The sequence below is a fragment of the Janthinobacterium sp. GL_088 genome (assembly GCF_057837845.1).
This window is the reverse complement of the sequence record NZ_CM174453.1, coordinates 4,088,089-4,103,712: the sequence shown is the minus strand read 5'-3', so window position 1 is coordinate 4,103,712 and position 15,624 is coordinate 4,088,089. Positions and strand designations below refer to the sequence as shown.

At 64.7% G+C, this 15,624-nt stretch carries 17 protein-coding genes; 12 read left to right on the top strand and 5 right to left on the bottom strand.

All coding sequences use genetic code 11. The features are described 5' to 3' along the window. The first annotated feature begins 94 nt into the window (after positions 1-94). The 10 genes from AC3IQ7_RS18490 to AC3IQ7_RS18445 all read left to right on the top strand — a co-directional run bounded on the left by AC3IQ7_RS18490 (position 95) and on the right by AC3IQ7_RS18445 (position 9,061). Positions 95-1,144: a LacI family DNA-binding transcriptional regulator gene (locus AC3IQ7_RS18490; RefSeq protein ID WP_322427908.1), complete on the top strand. Its 1,050-nt coding sequence runs from the start codon at positions 95-97 to the stop codon at positions 1,142-1,144. Between the two features lie 197 nt (positions 1,145-1,341). After that, a complete protein-coding gene (locus AC3IQ7_RS18485) occupies positions 1,342-2,148 on the top strand; it encodes a transporter substrate-binding domain-containing protein (protein WP_099377483.1) in 807 nt (268 codons plus the stop codon). A gap of 90 nt (positions 2,149-2,238) precedes the next feature. Beyond that, positions 2,239-2,931 (top strand): amino acid ABC transporter permease, encoded by a 693-nt coding sequence (locus AC3IQ7_RS18480; protein WP_489206951.1) that lies wholly within the window; start codon positions 2,239-2,241, stop codon positions 2,929-2,931. Position 2,932: 1 nt separating this feature from the next. Continuing rightward, on the top strand, positions 2,933-3,583 hold the full coding sequence (locus AC3IQ7_RS18475) for an amino acid ABC transporter permease (protein ID WP_219312732.1): 651 nt from the start codon (positions 2,933-2,935) through the stop codon (positions 3,581-3,583). Continuing rightward, positions 3,570-4,304 carry an amino acid ABC transporter ATP-binding protein gene (locus AC3IQ7_RS18470; RefSeq protein WP_489206950.1) on the top strand — a complete coding sequence of 245 codons (735 nt, stop codon included), beginning with the start codon at positions 3,570-3,572 and terminating at the stop codon, positions 4,302-4,304. The genes AC3IQ7_RS18475 and AC3IQ7_RS18470 overlap by 14 nt, the downstream gene beginning before the upstream one ends. Beyond that, entirely contained in the window at positions 4,301-5,047 is a 747-nt protein-coding gene (locus AC3IQ7_RS18465) for a sugar phosphate isomerase/epimerase family protein (protein WP_489206949.1), read from the top strand. Before AC3IQ7_RS18470 ends, AC3IQ7_RS18465 begins: the two co-directional genes overlap by 4 nt. After that, the gene (locus AC3IQ7_RS18460; RefSeq protein ID WP_489206948.1) at positions 5,044-6,018 is read left to right on the top strand and encodes a sugar kinase; all 975 of its coding nucleotides are present in this window, start codon (positions 5,044-5,046) and stop codon (positions 6,016-6,018) included. The genes AC3IQ7_RS18465 and AC3IQ7_RS18460 overlap by 4 nt, the downstream gene beginning before the upstream one ends. Positions 6,019-6,037: 19 nt before the next feature. Continuing rightward, a complete protein-coding gene (locus tag AC3IQ7_RS18455) occupies positions 6,038-6,997 on the top strand; it encodes a 2-hydroxyacid dehydrogenase (protein WP_489206947.1) in 960 nt (319 codons plus the stop codon). A gap of 27 nt (positions 6,998-7,024) precedes the next feature. Then, a complete protein-coding gene (locus AC3IQ7_RS18450; protein ID WP_489206946.1) occupies positions 7,025-8,047 on the top strand; it encodes a porin in 1,023 nt (340 codons plus the stop codon). Between the two features lie 12 nt (positions 8,048-8,059). Next, positions 8,060-9,061, top strand: coding sequence for a Gfo/Idh/MocA family protein (locus tag AC3IQ7_RS18445; RefSeq protein WP_489206945.1), 1,002 nt, complete (start codon positions 8,060-8,062; stop codon positions 9,059-9,061). Positions 9,062-9,133: 72 nt separating this feature from the next. On the opposite strand, the gene lysS is transcribed toward AC3IQ7_RS18445, so the two are convergent. From lysS to AC3IQ7_RS18425, 4 genes are all read right to left on the bottom strand, one after another. Next, positions 9,134-10,663 (bottom strand): lysine--tRNA ligase, encoded by a 1,530-nt coding sequence (gene lysS, locus AC3IQ7_RS18440; protein WP_099377475.1) that lies wholly within the window; start codon positions 10,661-10,663, stop codon positions 9,134-9,136. An 18-nt stretch (positions 10,664-10,681) separates the two neighbouring features. Further along, complete coding sequence (locus tag AC3IQ7_RS18435) at positions 10,682-11,383, bottom strand: HAD family hydrolase (RefSeq protein ID WP_489206944.1); 702 nt, start codon at positions 11,381-11,383, stop codon at positions 10,682-10,684. A gap of 2 nt (positions 11,384-11,385) precedes the next feature. Continuing rightward, positions 11,386-12,490, bottom strand: a protein-coding gene (gene prfB / locus AC3IQ7_RS18430; protein ID WP_138829122.1) for a peptide chain release factor 2 whose coding sequence is annotated in 2 segments (ribosomal slippage) — positions 11,386-12,408 and positions 12,410-12,490 — 1,104 coding nt in all. Because the reading frame shifts where the segments join, the coding sequence is not laid out codon by codon here. After that, a complete protein-coding gene (locus AC3IQ7_RS18425; RefSeq protein WP_199534309.1) occupies positions 12,407-12,694 on the bottom strand; it encodes a hypothetical protein in 288 nt (95 codons plus the stop codon). Before AC3IQ7_RS18425 ends, prfB begins: the two co-directional genes overlap by 84 nt. Here AC3IQ7_RS18425 and AC3IQ7_RS18420 point away from each other — a divergent pair. Continuing rightward, positions 12,693-14,726 (top strand): bifunctional 2',3'-cyclic-nucleotide 2'-phosphodiesterase/3'-nucleotidase, encoded by a 2,034-nt coding sequence (locus tag AC3IQ7_RS18420; RefSeq protein ID WP_489206943.1) that lies wholly within the window; start codon positions 12,693-12,695, stop codon positions 14,724-14,726. The two genes, AC3IQ7_RS18425 and AC3IQ7_RS18420, sit on opposite strands and share 2 nt — an antisense overlap. Then, the gene (locus AC3IQ7_RS18415; protein WP_489206942.1) at positions 14,723-15,211 is read left to right on the top strand and encodes a tetratricopeptide repeat protein; all 489 of its coding nucleotides are present in this window, start codon (positions 14,723-14,725) and stop codon (positions 15,209-15,211) included. Before AC3IQ7_RS18420 ends, AC3IQ7_RS18415 begins: the two co-directional genes overlap by 4 nt. A gap of 12 nt (positions 15,212-15,223) precedes the next feature. Here the strand turns inward: AC3IQ7_RS18415 and AC3IQ7_RS18410 are convergent, their stop codons facing one another. After that, positions 15,224-15,622: a hypothetical protein gene (locus AC3IQ7_RS18410; protein ID WP_099377471.1), complete on the bottom strand. Its 399-nt coding sequence runs from the start codon at positions 15,620-15,622 to the stop codon at positions 15,224-15,226. Positions 15,623-15,624 lie beyond the last annotated feature (2 nt).

The following is a 15,624-nucleotide window of genomic DNA, read 5'->3' as shown; positions in this document are numbered from 1 at the left end:
AATCAAATCGCTTGCATCATCGATTCGTGGGTGCTATCTTTGGAACCGGTTCCAAAATAAAAATATGCAGGTCAACAGGTAGTGGAGAACAAGCTTGGATTCAGTACGCGGCAGCAAAAAAACCCTCTCCGGCGCGCCGGCACGGCCCGTGACCATTGCCCAGGTGGCGCGCGAGGCGGGCGTGTCGAAGACGAGCGTGTCGCGCTTTCTCGGCGGCGAGCTCGATGCCCTGTCCGAGAATATCCGCCAGCAGATCACCAGCACCATCGCGCGCCTCGGCTACCAGCCGAACCAGATGGCGCGCGGCCTCAAGCGGGGACGCACGCGCCTGATCGGCATGGTAGTGGCAGACATGCTCAATCCTTACACGGTGGCCGTGCTGCAAGGCGTGGAGGCGGCTTGCCAGCAGCATGGCTATACCTTGATCTTGTGTAATACCGGGAATGACGAACAGCGCGAACGCCAGTCGCTTGCCGCGCTGCGCTCGTACAGCGTGGAAGGGCTGATCGTCAACACGCAGGGACGCAATATCGAGTCGTCCGACTTGCAGCAGGCGGGCATGCCTATCGTGCTGGTCGATCGCCGCATCGAGGGCGCCGATTTCGATCTGGTGGGCCTGGACAATGTGCAGGCGGGCCGGTTGGCCACCGCGCACCTGATCGAGCAGGGTTTCGACGCCATCGCCTTTATCGCGCCGCCCTTGACGGGCGTCAGTTCGCGCCTGATGCGCGCCGACGGTTTCCAGTCCGTGATGGCCGAGCATCCCGGTTGCGTGGGCGAAGTGCTGGCGGTGGACCTGGACGACCGGCCTTCCATCGACGCGCAGGTGCGGCAATGCCTGGCGCAGTGGCGCGGCCGCCGCGTGGCGCTGCTGGCCTCGAACGGCATGGTCGCGCTGGAACTGGCGCTGATGCTGCAACGCCTGGCCTTGCGCATGCCGCAGGACGTGGGCTTGTTGGGCTTTGACGAATTGCCATGGTCGCCGCTGGCGGGCCTGAGCACGATCGAGCAGCAGACCTATGAAATCGGCTTTTCGGCGATGACGTGCATGCTGTCGCGCCTGCAGGGCGAGCAATGCCCGCCGCGCGAAGTGCTGTTGCCGGGCAAGCTGATCGTGCGCAATTCCACCCGGGGCGGAGACTGACGGGGAAGAGGGCCTTGCCCTTTTTTTTGGAAAAGTTATGGAACCGGTTTCATAGATTGTATTCACACTGGAAAGGGGCGTGGATAGTCAAGCGTAGTAAAGGTGGAAAACGGCAAGAGACGAAATAAATCGTCCATTTGACAATATTCCCGGAAGTGCCTCGACGAGGCCGTTACCGGGATCACAGGAGACTGAGCATGAAGATGACGACACTGTTTTACGCAAAAATCGTGGCCTGCGCGCTGGCAGCAACGTGCGCCCTCGGCGCGGCGGCCGACGCCGGCGCCCAGACGCTTGGCGACTTGATCAAGAAGGGCAAGCTGACCATCGGCGTCGTCAGCGGCACGCCGCCGTTTGGCAGCATCGACGCCAAGGGCGCGCCCGTCGGCTATGACGTCGACGTCGCCAACCTGATCGGCAAATACCTGAACCTGCCCGTGGAAATCGTGCCGCTGACGGCGCCGTCGCGCGTGCCGTCGCTGGAATCGGGCAAGGTCGACTTCCTCGTGGCGACCCTGGCGCCCACGCCGGAACGGGCCAAGACCCTGATGTTCACCATGCCCTACAGCGCCTTTGAACTGGCCATCGTCGCACCGGTCGGCGGCAAATTCAAGGCCCTGGCCGACTTGAAGGGCAAGAAAGTGGGCGTGACGCGCGGCACCACGAATGACACGGCGTTGAGCCGCATGGCGCCGGCCGGCACGGCCATCGTGCGTTTCGAGGATGACGCCACCGTCACCCAGGCCTTGCTCAGCAAGCAGGTCGATGCCGTCTCGATTCCCAGCACGATGGCGCTCGACATCATCAAGACGCGCGGTGCGGGCAAGATCGAGGTCCGCTTCTCCTACTCGCTGCAACCGAACTCGATGGCCGTGCGCCGCGGCGACTTCGAGCTGCACCAGTGGCTCAACAACTTCATCTACTACGTCAAGCTGAACGGTGAACTCGACGCCATCGCGCGCAAGTGGAGCGGCGCGCCGCTGCCGGCGCTGCCGACCTTCTGATGCCGCCACCCGCACAGCGATAGTGCTCGTCCGCACGGCGCGCCGCCACGGTGGCGCGGCCGGGGATGCGCACGTAGAAAGGAGTTGAGTATGCCGTATGAATTTCATTTCGAACTCGTCATGCAATCGCTGGACCGCCTGTTGTGGGGCGCGGCGCTGACGATACGCCTGAGCGCCCTGTCCATGGTGCTGGGGCTGGCGGTGGGCGTGTGCGCCGCCGTCATCCTGAAGAATGGTCCCGCCTATGCCCGCGCGGCGGTGCGCGCCTATGTCGAGATCATCCGCAGCACGCCGTTCCTGGTGCAGCTGTTCATCATCTACTTCGGCTTGCCGTCGCTGGGCTTGCAGCTCGACGCGAACGGCGCCGCGCTCGTCGCCATGACGGTCAACCTCGGTGCTTATGCTGCCGAGATCGTGCGCGCCGGCATCGGCGCCGTGCATCCCTCGCAGCTGGAAGCGGCGCAGGCGCTGGGCATGACGCGCTGGCAGGTGATGCGCCACGTGGTGCTGCTGCCGGCGCTGGAAAAAGTGTATCCGGCGCTGGCCAGCCAGTTCACCTTGATGATGCTGGCCTCGAGCGTCGTGTCGGCCATTTCCGCCGAAGAGCTGACTGCCGCCGCCCACCTGCTCGACTCGGAAACCTTCCGCAGCTTCGAGATCTACATCGTCGTGATGGTGCTGTACATCCTGCTGGCCCTGCTGTTCCGCTTCAGCTTCTGGGTGCTGGGCCAGATCGTCTTCAAACGCCGCCGCCGTCTGGGCGCGGCGCGCATGGGAGCATGACATGATCAGTGATTTTTCCTGGGATAACCTGCAATTTCTGCTCGAGGCCACGCGCTGGACAATCGGCCTGTCGCTGATCGTCTTCATCACGGGCGGCATCGCCGGCTTCGCGGTGGCGCTGCTGCGCACGGCGCGTAGCCCGCTCCTGCGCTTCATCAGCGCCCTGTACATCCAGCTGGTTCAGGGCACACCGGTGCTGATCGTGCTGTTTTTGACCTATTACGGCCTGGCGCTGTTCGGCTACAAGCTGTCGCCGGTCATCGCGGCCGGCGCGGCGATGACGATCTTTGCCAGCGCCTACCTGGGCGAGATCTGGCGCGGCTGCATCGAAGGCGTGCAGCGGCAGCAGTGGGAAGCGTCGGCCGCGCTGGCGCTGAACCGCTACCAGCAGCTGCGCTACGTCATCCTGCCGCAGGCGCTGCGCCATTCGCTGCCGCCGACGGTGGGCTTCATGGTGCAGATCATCAAGAACACTTCGATCACCTCGATCATCGGCGTGGTGGAACTGACGCGGGCAGGGCAACTGGTCAGCAATGCGACCTTCCTGCCGTTCATCGTCTTCCCCATCGTCGCCCTGATCTACTTCGCGATGTGCTATCCGCTGTCGCGCTACAGCCATTCACTGGAAAGGAAATTCCATGCCCATCGTTGACATCGACAATATCAGCAAGAGCTTCGGCGACAATCACGTGCTTAAGGGCGTGTCGTTCGCCGTCGAGCGGGGGCAGGTGATCGCCGTGATCGGCCGCAGCGGCTCGGGAAAAAGCACCATGCTGCGCTGTATCAACGGCCTGGAAACCATCGACAGCGGCAGCATCGTCGTGGCCGGCCACACGCTGACGGCGCGCCAGGAACACCTGCTCGACTTGCGCAAGGACGTCGGCATGGTCTTCCAGAGCTACAACCTGTTCCCCCACCTGACCGTGGAAGAAAACGTCATGCTGGCGCCGCGCATCGTCAAGAAGGTGCCCGACGCCCAGGGCCGCGCCACGGCGCTGCGCGTGCTCAAGCAGGTGGGCCTGGACCACAAGCGCGAAGCCTATCCCGAGCAGCTGTCGGGCGGCCAGCAGCAGCGCGTGGCCATTGCCCGTTCGCTGGCGATGGAGCCGCAAGTGATGCTGTTCGACGAAGTGACGTCGGCGCTCGACCCGGAACTGACGCAGGAAGTGCTGAAAGTGATGGAAGAGCTGGCGCAGGCGGGCATGACGATGCTCCTGGTGACGCACGAGATGGAGTTCGCGCGGCGCATGGCCGACGTCACCGTCTTCATGCACCAGGGATTGGTGTGGGAGAGCGGGCCGTCGGAAGCCTTTTTCAGCAACCCGCAAACGCCCGAAGCGCGCCAGTTCGTCGGCGCGGGAGCGATCAAGTGAACCCCGTCCTGGTGGCGGCGTCGGCCTACGGCGCAAGCAGGGTAAGGCAACTGGGGCAAAGCCATTTCATCGACGTGGTGGCCGATGCGGGCGGCGCCGGCATCGAGATCCGCCGCGAACTGTTCACCTCCGACTTGCCGGACCTGGCGCTTATGGGCGTGGCGGTGGCCGCGCGCGGCCTGTACTGCGTATATTCCACGCCCATCGAATTGTGGGATGCGGACGGGCGGTTGCAACACGCACTGTTGCAGCAGATGCTGGACGAGGCGGCGCGCCTGGGCGCGCGCTACCTGAAGGTCTCGCTGGGCCATTACCCGGCCGCGCCGGACTTGCCGGCCTTGAAGGCCCAGCTGGAGGCCGCACCCGTGGTGCTGCTGGTGGAAAACGACCAGACGGCCCATGGCGGCGCGCTGGCGCCGATGGCACGCTTCCTGGCGGCGGCGCGCGACATCGGGCTGCCCGTAGGGCTGACCTTCGACATCGGCAACTGGCGCTGGGTGGACGAGGATGCGCAGCAGGCGGCGCGCCTGCTGGCGCCGTACGTGCGCTATGTGCATTGCAAGGCTGTCGCGGATGACGGCGGGCGGCTGTCCGCCTGCGCCGTTTCCGAGGCCGATCCCGCCTGGCGCGCCGTCTTCGCGCACTTTGCGCCCGGCGTGCAGCGGGCCATCGAATTCCCGCTCGAGGGCGCCGACCTGGTGGCCGAAACGGGCCGCTACATTCAGATACTGGAGGCTGCATGATCAAACACGAAATGGCGCAAGGAGCGCACGCGCTCGACGTCGTTACCTACGGCGAGGCGATGGCGATGTTTGTTGCCGAGCAAACGGGCGACCTGGCGGCCGTGGCGCATTTCACGCGCCGCCTGGCCGGCGCCGAGACGAATGTCGCCATCGGCCTGGCGCGCCTGGGCTTGAAAGTCGGCTGGCTGAGCCGGGTGGGCGACGACTCGTTCGGCCGCTTCATCCGCGCCAGCGTACAGGCCGAAGGTGTCGATTGCAGCCGGGTCGTCGCCGTGGCCGGCCAGTCCAGCGGCTTCCTGCTCAAGGAAAAGGCCGAGAACGGCGCCGATCCGCTGGTCGAATACTTCCGCAAGGGTTCCGCCGCCAGCCGGCTGGCGCCCGAGCATTTCGACCCCGCCTATTTCCTTTCCGCGCGCCATTTGCACGCCACGGGCGTGGCCGCGGCGCTGTCCGAGACCAGCCTGGCGTTTGCCGGCCAGGCGCTCGATTTCATGCGTGCCAACGGCCGCAGCGTGTCGTTCGACCCGAACCTGCGGCCCTCGCTGTGGCCGTCGCAAGCCGTCATGGTCGAACAGATTAACCGCCTCGCCGCCAAGGCGGACTGGGTGCTGCCCGGCCTGGGTGAGGGAAAAATCCTCACCGGCCACGACCTGCCGCACGACGTCGCCGGCTTTTACCTGCAGCAGGGCGCGCGCCTGGTGGTCGTCAAGCTGGGCGCCGAGGGCGCCTATTACCGCACGGCCGAGGGCGACAGCGGCATGGTGGCGGGCGAGCGCGTGACCAACGTGGTCGACACGGTGGGCGCCGGCGACGGCTTCGCGGCCGGCCTGGTCAGCGCCTTGCTGGAAGGCTTGCCGCTGGCACAGGCAGTAGGGCGCGGCAACCGGGTCGGCGCCTTCGCCATCCAGGTGGCCGGCGACATGGAAGGCTTGCCGACCCGCGCCCAGCTCGACGCGCTGGACCCATCTTGAACCGAACAGGGGAAAACTCGTGAAAAAACATGTGGTTGTCTATAAAAAGCTGGCCGAGCCGCTGCTGGCGCGCCTGCGCGCCGAATGCGAGGTGACGTACTTCGAAGCGATCGATGCGGGCAACCGCGCCGCATTCGCCGCCGCCATCCGCGGCGCGCACGGCTTGCTGGGCGCCAGCGTGCGCCTGGACCGCGAACTGCTGGACCCGGCCTTTGAGCTGTGCATCATTTCCACCATTTCCGTGGGCGTCGACCAGTTCGACGTCGATTACCTGCGCGAACGGGGCATCCTGCTGGCCAATACGCCAGACGTGCTGACGGAAACGACGGCCGACACGATCTTCGCGCTGATCCTCGCCAGCGCGCGGCGCGTCGTCGAACTGGCCGAATTCGTCAAGGCCGGACGCTGGACGCGCAGCGTCGGCGAAAGCCAGTACGGCGTCAACGTGCACGGCAAGACCATCGGCATGCTGGGCATGGGCCGCATCGGCCGCGCCGTCGCCCGCCGCGCCGCGCTGGGCTTCGGCATGCAGGTGCTGTACGTGAACGGCGAAGCGGTGCCCGAGGTGGAAACGGCCCTGGGCGCGCGCCAGGTGGCGCTCGACGATTTGCTGGCCGGCTCCGATTTCGTCTGCGTGGTGCTGCCGCTGACGGCGCAGACGGAACGCATGATGGGCCGGCGCGAGTTCGCGCTGATGCGCCCCGGCGCCATCTTCATCAACGGTTCGCGCGGGCGCATCGTCGACGAGGCGGCGCTGATCGAGGCGCTGCAGCAGGGCACTATCCACGGCGCCGGCCTGGACGTGTTCGAGCGCGAACCGCTGGCGCCCGACAATCCGCTGCCCGGTATGGCCAATGTGGTGGCGCTGCCGCACATCGGCTCGGCCACGCACGAAACGCGCTACGCCATGGCGCAGCAAGCGGTGGACAACCTGCTGGCCGGCCTGCGCGGCGAGCGTCCGCGCCATCTGGTGAACTAAGTGCAGTATCCACAGACAGGGAAAGAGATGAAGAAGAAGGTAGCAAGGGCAATGATCATCGGCGCAGGTGCTTGCGGCGGCCTGTGTAGCGCGCAGTCGAACGTGGCCGTGTACGGCATCATGGACATGGGGGTGGTGTCCGAGAGCGGCGGCGCCGGGGGCAGGGTGCTCAAGGTGACGAGCGGCATCGCCAACGGCTCGCGGCTCGGTTTCAAGGGCAGTGAAGACCTGGGCGGCGGCATGACGGCGATGTTCACAATGGATGCTGGCATCCTGGCCGACACGGGCGCTTCGGCCCAGGGCGGCCTGCTGTTCGGACGCCAGGCCTTCGTCGGCCTGTCCGGCCCTGCGGGTACCTTGCGCCTGGGCCGCCAGTACACCTTCATCGACAGCAGCCTGGGCGTGCTGGACCCGTTTTACCTGGGTTTTGCGGGCAGGATGAGCAATGTCTTCACGGCCGGCTACATCAGCCGGGTCGACAACAGCGTCACCTACAGCTCGCCCGTGCGCGGGGGACTCTCCGGCGAACTGGCGTACGGCTTCGGCGAAGTGCCGGGCGACGCCTCGGCCAAACGCTACGCGGGCGCGGCGGCCACCTATGCCAGCGGACCGCTGTACGTGCGCATGGCGCACCAGGACGCCAATACGCTGTCGACTGCGCTGGTGGCGGGCAGGGCGCGCAACACCGTATTGGGCGCCACCTGGGACTTCGGCGTGGTCAAGGCGCATGGCGCCGTCGCCGTCAGCAAGAGCACGGCGGGGGCCGCCACGACGGTCGACAGCGCGGACCTGATGCTGGGCGCCACCGTGCCTGTCGGGCCGCACCGCGTCCTGTTCTCGTACGTGCGGCGCGACGACCGGCGCGCCGCCAACGGCGACGCTTCCCAGGTCGGCATCGGCTACACCTATGCACTGTCGAAACGCAGCACCTTGTATGCGGCCTACGCGCATATCGACAACCGCAACGGCGCCGCCTATGTGGTGGGCAACGCCACCGACAACGGCAGCGGCAACCAGGCCTGGAACCTCGGCCTGCGCCACACTTTTTAAGGGGAGAATCGAATGAAAAAAATCGGATGGATACTGGTCGGCGCCAGCACCGTGGCGCGCGAATGGATGGTCGACGCAATCGGCCAGCAGGGCGACGCGGAAGTGCTGGCCGTGGTCAGCCGGGACGCCGCGCGCGGCGCCGCCTTTGCCGAGCAGTTCGGCATCGCCGCCAGCTACACGGACCTCGATGCGGCGCTCGCGCATCCGGGTGCGGATGCCGTGTACATCAGCACCACCAACGAATGGCATATGGCGCAGACCTTGCAGGCGGCGCGCGCCGGCAAGCACGTGCTGTGCGAAAAGCCGCTGGCGCTGAACCTGGACGACGCCCGCCGCATGGTGGACGGCTGCGCCGAAGCGGGCGTGGTGCTGGGGATTAACCACCACCTGCGCAACGCGGCCAGCCACGGCAAGGTACGCGAACTGATACGCGCCGGCGAGATTGGCCAGCCCCTGTATGGCCGCGTGCTGCACGCGAATAACCTGCCGCAGCATCTGCGCGGCTGGCGCCTGGACGCGCCGGAGTCGGGTGGCGTCACGCTCGACATGTTCGTGCACGACGTCGACACCCTGCGCTTCCTGCTCGACGCGGAACCGCGCCACGTCACCGCTTGCGCCACCAGCGGCGGCATGACGGTGGCCGGGCTGGAAGAGGGGCTGATGGCCGTCATCGAGTTCGACAACGGCACCCTGGTGCAGGTGCACGACGCGTTCAACGCGCCGTATTCGCTGTCCGGCGTGGAAATCATCGGCACGAAGGGCACCATCTTCGCCACCGGCGTGATGACGCAGCGCCCCGTCGGCACCATCAGCCTGACGCGCGAGGGCGGCAGCATCGACATCCCCGTCGAGCATGAAAACCTGTACGTGCGCTCGGTGCGCGCCTTCCAGCGCGCCATGCGCGGCGAAGGGCAGCCGGCCGCCACGGGCGACGACGGAATGCGCGCGCTGGCCACGGCGCTGGCGGCGCAGCAGGCCAGCCGCAGCCACCAGCGCGTGACCCTGGTCGGCTGACGGCAGGCCGCATAAGAAAAAAAGCCGCCTGATCGCAAAATCAGGCGGCTTTTTATCGGCTTGCGTCCGCGATTAGTCTTCGCGGCGCAGATGAGGGAACAGCAGGACGTCGCGGATGTTCGGCGAATCCGTGATGATCATCATCAGGCGGTCGATGCCGATGCCGCAGCCGCCGGCTGGCGGCATGCCGTATTCCAGCGCGCGGATGTAGTCGGCGTCGTAGAACATCGCCTCTTCATCGCCGGCGTCCTTGGCAGCGACTTGCGCCAGGAAGCGGGCCGACTGGTCTTCCGCATCGTTCAACTCGGAGAAGCCGTTGGCGATCTCGCGGCCCACCATGAACAATTCAAAACGTTCGGTGATGCCGGCTACCGTGTCGGAAGCGCGCGCCAATGGCGACACTTCGACCGGATAGTCGATGATGTAGGTCGGTTCCCACAGCTGCGCTTCAGCCGTCTCTTCGAACAGCGCCAGTTGCAGTGCGCCCAGGCCGGCCGTGGCGAACGGCTTGACGCCGAATTTTTTCAGCTCTTCCTTGATGAATTCGGCATCGTTCAACTGCTCGGCGGTGTAGCCTGGAGCGTACTTGTTGATCGCTTCGACGATGGTCAGGCGGTGGAACGGTTTTGCCAGGTCCAGCTCGCGGCCGCCGTAGGTCAGGGTGGCGGTGCCGTGCGCGTCGATGGCGGCCTGGCGGATGACGGCTTCCGTGAAATCCATCAGCCATTTGTAGTCGGTGTAGGCCGCGTAGAATTCCATCATCGTAAATTCCGGGTTGTGACGGATCGACACGCCTTCGTTGCGGAAGTTGCGGTTGATCTCGAACACGCGGTCAAAGCCGCCCACGACCAGGCGCTTCAGGTACAGCTCGGGCGCGATACGCAGATACATTTCCATGTCGAGCGCATTGTGGTGCGTGACGAATGGCTTTGCCGCCGCGCCGCCGGGGATCGTGTGCAGCATCGGCGTTTCCACTTCCATGAACTCGTTCTTTTCCATGAAGCGGCGGATCGACGAGATGGCGGCGGTACGCGCCTTGAAGGTGCGGCGTGTCTCTTCGTTCATGATCAGGTCGACGTAGCGCTGGCGGTACTTCGTTTCCTGGTCGGCCAGGCCGTGGAATTTGTCCGGCAGCGGGCGCAGCGACTTGGTGATCAAACGCAGTTGCGTGACCTTGATGGTCAGTTCGTCCGTCTTGGTCTTGAACAGCGTGCCCGTCACGCCCAGGATATCGCCCAGGTCATAGTGGTGCAGGGCGGCCATGGCCGCTTCGCCGGTGAGATCAAGCGTGGCGTAGATCTGGATGCGGCCATCGGCTTTCGGGCCGGAGGCGTCTTGCAGGGTGGCGAAAGCGGCTTTCTTGCCCGCTTCGCGCTTGAGCATCATGCGGCCGGCCAGCACCACGGTGACAGGTTCGGCTTCCAGCTCTTCGCGCGTCTTGCTGCCGTATTGCGCGTGCAGATCGGCCGCCTTGTGCTCGGGGCGGAAATCGTTCGGGAAGGCGATGCCTTGTTCGCGCAGTGCTGCCAGCTTGACGCGGCGCTCGGCGATGATCTTGTTTTCATCGGGGGCGGCGGCTTGTTCTTGGATATCCGTAGTCATGGTGTTCTTCGTTGGTGATTATTGATGATGTGGCGCCAGCGCTGGCGCCACGCTGGCAAACAGTGCGTCGACGTCGAGTGCGGAGAAATCCGGCACGATGGCAATGACGTTGTCGAAGGCGGCAAACGCTTCGGCAGGCAGGGTGGTGGTGAGCACCACGACGCGCATGCCGGCACGGCGCGCCGCTTCCACGCCCAGCGGCGCGTCTTCAAAGACGATGCAGTCATGCGGCAGCGCGCCGGCCAGCAGCGCGCCTTTCAGGAAAACGTCCGGGTGTGGCTTGCCCCGTTCCACGTCGGCTGCGCCGACGATGGCATCGAAGCGGTGGCGCAGGTCCAGGCCGTCGAGCGTGAACGCGATGTTCTCGTCCGGCGCGGCCGTGCCCACCACCAGCCCCACGCCAGCCTGGCGCGCGCTGGCGATCAGCAGGTCGAAACCGGCAACTGTCGCCAGGTGCGGGCCATACAGTTCGCGGTAGACGACTTCCTTTTCAGCCAGCAGGGTGACGTGGTCGGCATCCTCGCCCAGGTACTTGGCGATGATTTCATGTCCTTGCCGTCCTGCCGTGTCGCGGAAAAAGGCGTCCGCGTCCAGCGCATGGCCGTGGCGTTCAAAGAACGCCAGCCACGATGTCGTGTGGAATGCCATGTTGTCGACGATCGTGCCATCCATGTCGAACAGGAAGGCGCGCTGCGTCAATGCCGGAGCGGATGCGTTCATCCTTATACGCCTTGCTTGAGCGAGGCGGAAATGAACTCGTCGATGTCGCCATCGAGCACGCCCTTGGTATTGCCCGTCTCGAAACCGGTGCGCAAGTCCTTGATGCGGGACTGGTCCAGCACGTAGGAGCGGATCTGGTGACCCCAGCCCACGTCCGTTTTCGAGTCTTCCAGCTTTTGCTGTTCGCTCATGCGCTTGCGCAGTTCATGTTCGTACAGTTTCGCTTTCAGCATTTCCATCGCTTCGGCGCGGTTGCGGTGCTGCGAACGGTCGTTCTGGCACTGCACCACGATACCGGTCGGCGCATGGGTCATGCGGACGGCGGAGTCGGTCTTGTTGATGTGCTGACCACCGGCGCCCGACGCGCGGTAGGTATCGACGCGGATATCGGCCGGGTTGACGTCGATCTCGATCGAATCGTCGACTTCCGGATACACGAACAGCGACGTAAACGAGGTATGGCGGCCGTTGGCCGAGTCGAATGGCGACTTGCGCACCAGGCGGTGCACGCCCGTTTCCGTGCGCAGGAAGCCGTAGGCGTGATCGCCCTCGACCTTCAGGGTGGCCGTCTTGATGCCGGCGACCTCGCCGTCCGACTGTTCCAGGATTTCGACCTTGAAGCCCTTGCGTTCGCAATAGCGCAGGTACTGACGCAGCAGCATCGAGGCCCAGTCCTGGGCTTCCGTACCGCCGGCGCCGGCCTGGATGTCGATGAAGCAGTTGTTCGGGTCCATCGGATTGTTGAACATCCGGCGGAATTCCATGCTTTCGATGACCTTGCGGATTTCCTGCACGTCCTGCTCGATCGCTTCGAGCGTATCGTCGTCGCCTTCTTCGCGGGCCATGTCGAACAGGTCGCGGGTGTCGCGCAGGTCGGCATCGGCCTTGGCCAGGGTGAAGACGATGGCTTCCAGCGCCTTCTTCTCTTTACCGAGGTCCTGGGCGCGCTTGGGATCGTTCCAGACGGTGGGGTCTTCCAGTTCTTCGTTGACTTGCTCTAGTTTCTCCGACTTGACAGTGAAGTCAAAGATACCTCCGAAGTTCGGCTTCGCGGACCGTCAGGTCGTTGAGCAGGGCGGAGATGATATTGATGCGTTCGGCTTCCATAATGTTCTGGTCTTCTATGGTGAAATCAAACCTTGAATTATACGCGAGCGCGGCGCGTTTCCGCTGCCGCCGCGGCGCAATTGCTGCCGCACGGGGCAATAAAATGACGATTTTGCTGTATTTGCGACAATATTTTTGCCTTGATAGGGGCTGCCGTGCTGCGTATGATGCTGGCGATATTGTCTTTCCACAGGAATACATCATGCTTCAATTTCCCCGTCTTGCCCTGTTACCGCTGCTGCTGGCCGGCTGCGGCGCCTTGCCGCCCGCCGCCACGGGACCCGTCCGCGCGCCATCGGCCGCGCCGGCCGGCAGCAGCGCCACCCTGGCCCTGCTGGAGACGACGGACTTGCACGCGAATGTGCTCAGTTATGATTACTACAAGCTGCAGGCGGAGCCGTCGATCGGCCTGGAACGCACGGCGGCGCTGATCGCCCAGGCACGCGCGCAGTATCCGAACAACCTTTTGCTCGACAACGGCGACACCATCCAGGGCACGGCGCTGGCCGACTACCAGGCATTGGTAAAACCGCTGGCCTGCGACCAGACCCTGGCCATCTACAAGGCCATGAATTTGCTGAAAGTGGACGGCGGCGGCATCGGCAACCACGAATTCAACTACGGCCTGGCGTTCCTGAGCCAGGTGACGGGCAACCAGTTTGACGTCGACAGCGTCGACGCCAGCAAGCCGCGCTGCGCCGGCCCCGCGTTCCCGCAAGTGCTGGCCAACGTCTACAGCGTCAAGACGGGCCAGCCCCTGTTTGCGCCGTACCACATCATAGCCAAGCAGATCACGGCTACCGGCCCCGATGGCAAGGCAATCACCTCCACCGTGAAGGTCGGCATCATCAGCTTTGCGCCGCCCACCATCATGGCGTGGGACAAGCGCTGGCTCGAAGGCCGCGTCTATACGCAGGGCGTGCGCGAGACGGCGGAAAAATTCATCCCCGAGATGCGCGCCAAAGGCGCCGAACTGGTGGTGGCCATTTCGCACGGCGGTCTCGATGACAGCCCGTATTCGCCGACCATGGAAAACGGCAATTACTACCTGTCGCAAGTGCCGGGCGTGGACGCCATGCTGATCGGCCACTCGCACCAGCTGTTCCCGAACGCGGCCAGCACGGTGCCGCAGTTTAATCTGCCCGGCGTCGACAAGGCCCGTGGCCTGGTCAATGGCGTGCCGACCGTGATGGCCAACTTGTGGGGCAAGCACCTGGGTGTGATCGGCCTCTCCCTGCGCCATGACGGCAAGCGGTGGGTCGTCGACAAGAGCGCCACCACGGTGGAAGCGCGCGGCATCCAGAACGCGGACAAGAGTTACGTGCAGCCCGATGCGGCCATCGCCAAACTGGTGGCCGAGGAACACGCGGCGACGATCGCCTATGTGCAGACGCCGGTCGGCGCCACCGACTTCCGCATGTCGACGTATTTCGCCGATGTGGGCGATGTCAGCGCCATCGAAGTGGTGAACCAGGCGCAGTCGGCCTACCTGGCCGCGTATGTGAAGGCAAACCTGCCGCAGTACGCGCACTTGCCCGTGCTGTCGATGTCGTCGCCGTTCAAGAGCGGCTCGGCCGGCGTGTCCGACTACACGGACGTCAAGGCGGGCAATGTGGCGCTCAATAACGCGGCCGATCTGTATTTGTATCCGAACGCGCTGTACGGCGTGAAGATGAATGGCGCGGAACTGAAAGCCTGGCTGGAACAGTCGGCGCAGCGTTTCAATACCATCGACCCGCACAAGCTGGAAGCGCAGGAACTGGTCAACACGGCCCATCCGAGCTACAACTTCGATGCGATCACCAGCGCCGACGTGCGCTACCAGATCGACGTCACGCAAAAGCCCGGCCAGCGCATCCAGGGGCTGACGTACAAGGGCAAGCCGGTGGACGCCAGCCAGGAATTCTTGATCGCGACAAATAACTACCGCGCCAGCGGCGGCGGCAATTTCCCCGGCCTCGATGGCAGCAAGACGGTGGTGGCCTCGCCCGACAACAACCGCGAACTCCTGATCGCTTACGTGACCAAGGAAAAAAACCTGACGCGCGCGAAAAATGGCTCGGCGCGCAGCTGGCGCTTCGCGAAGGCCGCGACGAAAGGCCTCGTGGTGTTCCATTCCGCGCCGAACGTGATCGATCTGGCCAAGGCGGCCGGCATCGACAACGTCACGCAGCTGAAGCTTGATGATGGCGCGGGCAAGGGCTTTGCCCTGTACCAGCTCGATTTGTCGAAATGATGCTGGCAAACTTGCTGCTGGCCGCTGCCCTGGCGTCGCCCGTTGTGGCGGCGCCCGATGTCACGGCCCAGGCCAAGGTGCTGATGCGCGCCGGTGAGGCGAGCCAGCCGCAGGCGCGCGTCCTGTTCGAGCAGGCGGCGGGGCAGGGTGGCGGGCCCGCCGCGTATTACCTGGGCTTGATGTTCAAGAACGGCATGGGCGGCCCGCAGGATGGCGCCGCCGCGCTGCGCTGGCTGGAACTGGCCGCGCAACGCGGCGTGGCGCCGGCCATGTTCATCGTCGCGAACATGCTGCTCGATAGCGACGAAGCCAGGGCACGCTACTGGCTCGACGCTGCCTGCGACCAGAACTACCCGGAAGCGCTGCAGCAGAAATCCGTGGCCCTGGCCGAAGGTCGGATGGGTTATGCGCACAACGAGGAGCAGTCCTTCCTGTACCTGAAGATGGCCACGCACGCGATGGGGCACAGGGCTGAAGAGCCGTGATTGCCCTCCTGGTCAGGTCCGCAGGCTGTTCGCCGCCTCGGCAATGGCCAGCGGGTTGCGCGACAGCAGGGCGGCAGCCAGGTCCAACAGGCCTGCCGCTGCCTTGACGGCCGCGTGCGTGTGCTCGATGTCTGCCACTGTTTTCCTGCCTTGTTCGATGGCCGTGTTCACATTGGCCAATGCCTGCTGCGCGCCCTTGTTGATCAGGTAGATGCCATGGGCGCGGAAAAAGGACACCATCTGGTCCAGGTGGCTTTCATATTGCTTGAGATCATGCAGCACGGCTGCCGGTGTTGGCGGCGTGCGGTCTGTCAGCGCGATGCGCAGCTCCAGTACCTGGTTCGAAGCCTGTGCCAGCTTGTCGGCGATTTCCGTGGTTTGTTTTTCATCGAGTGCGATAGCGTTGCCCATGT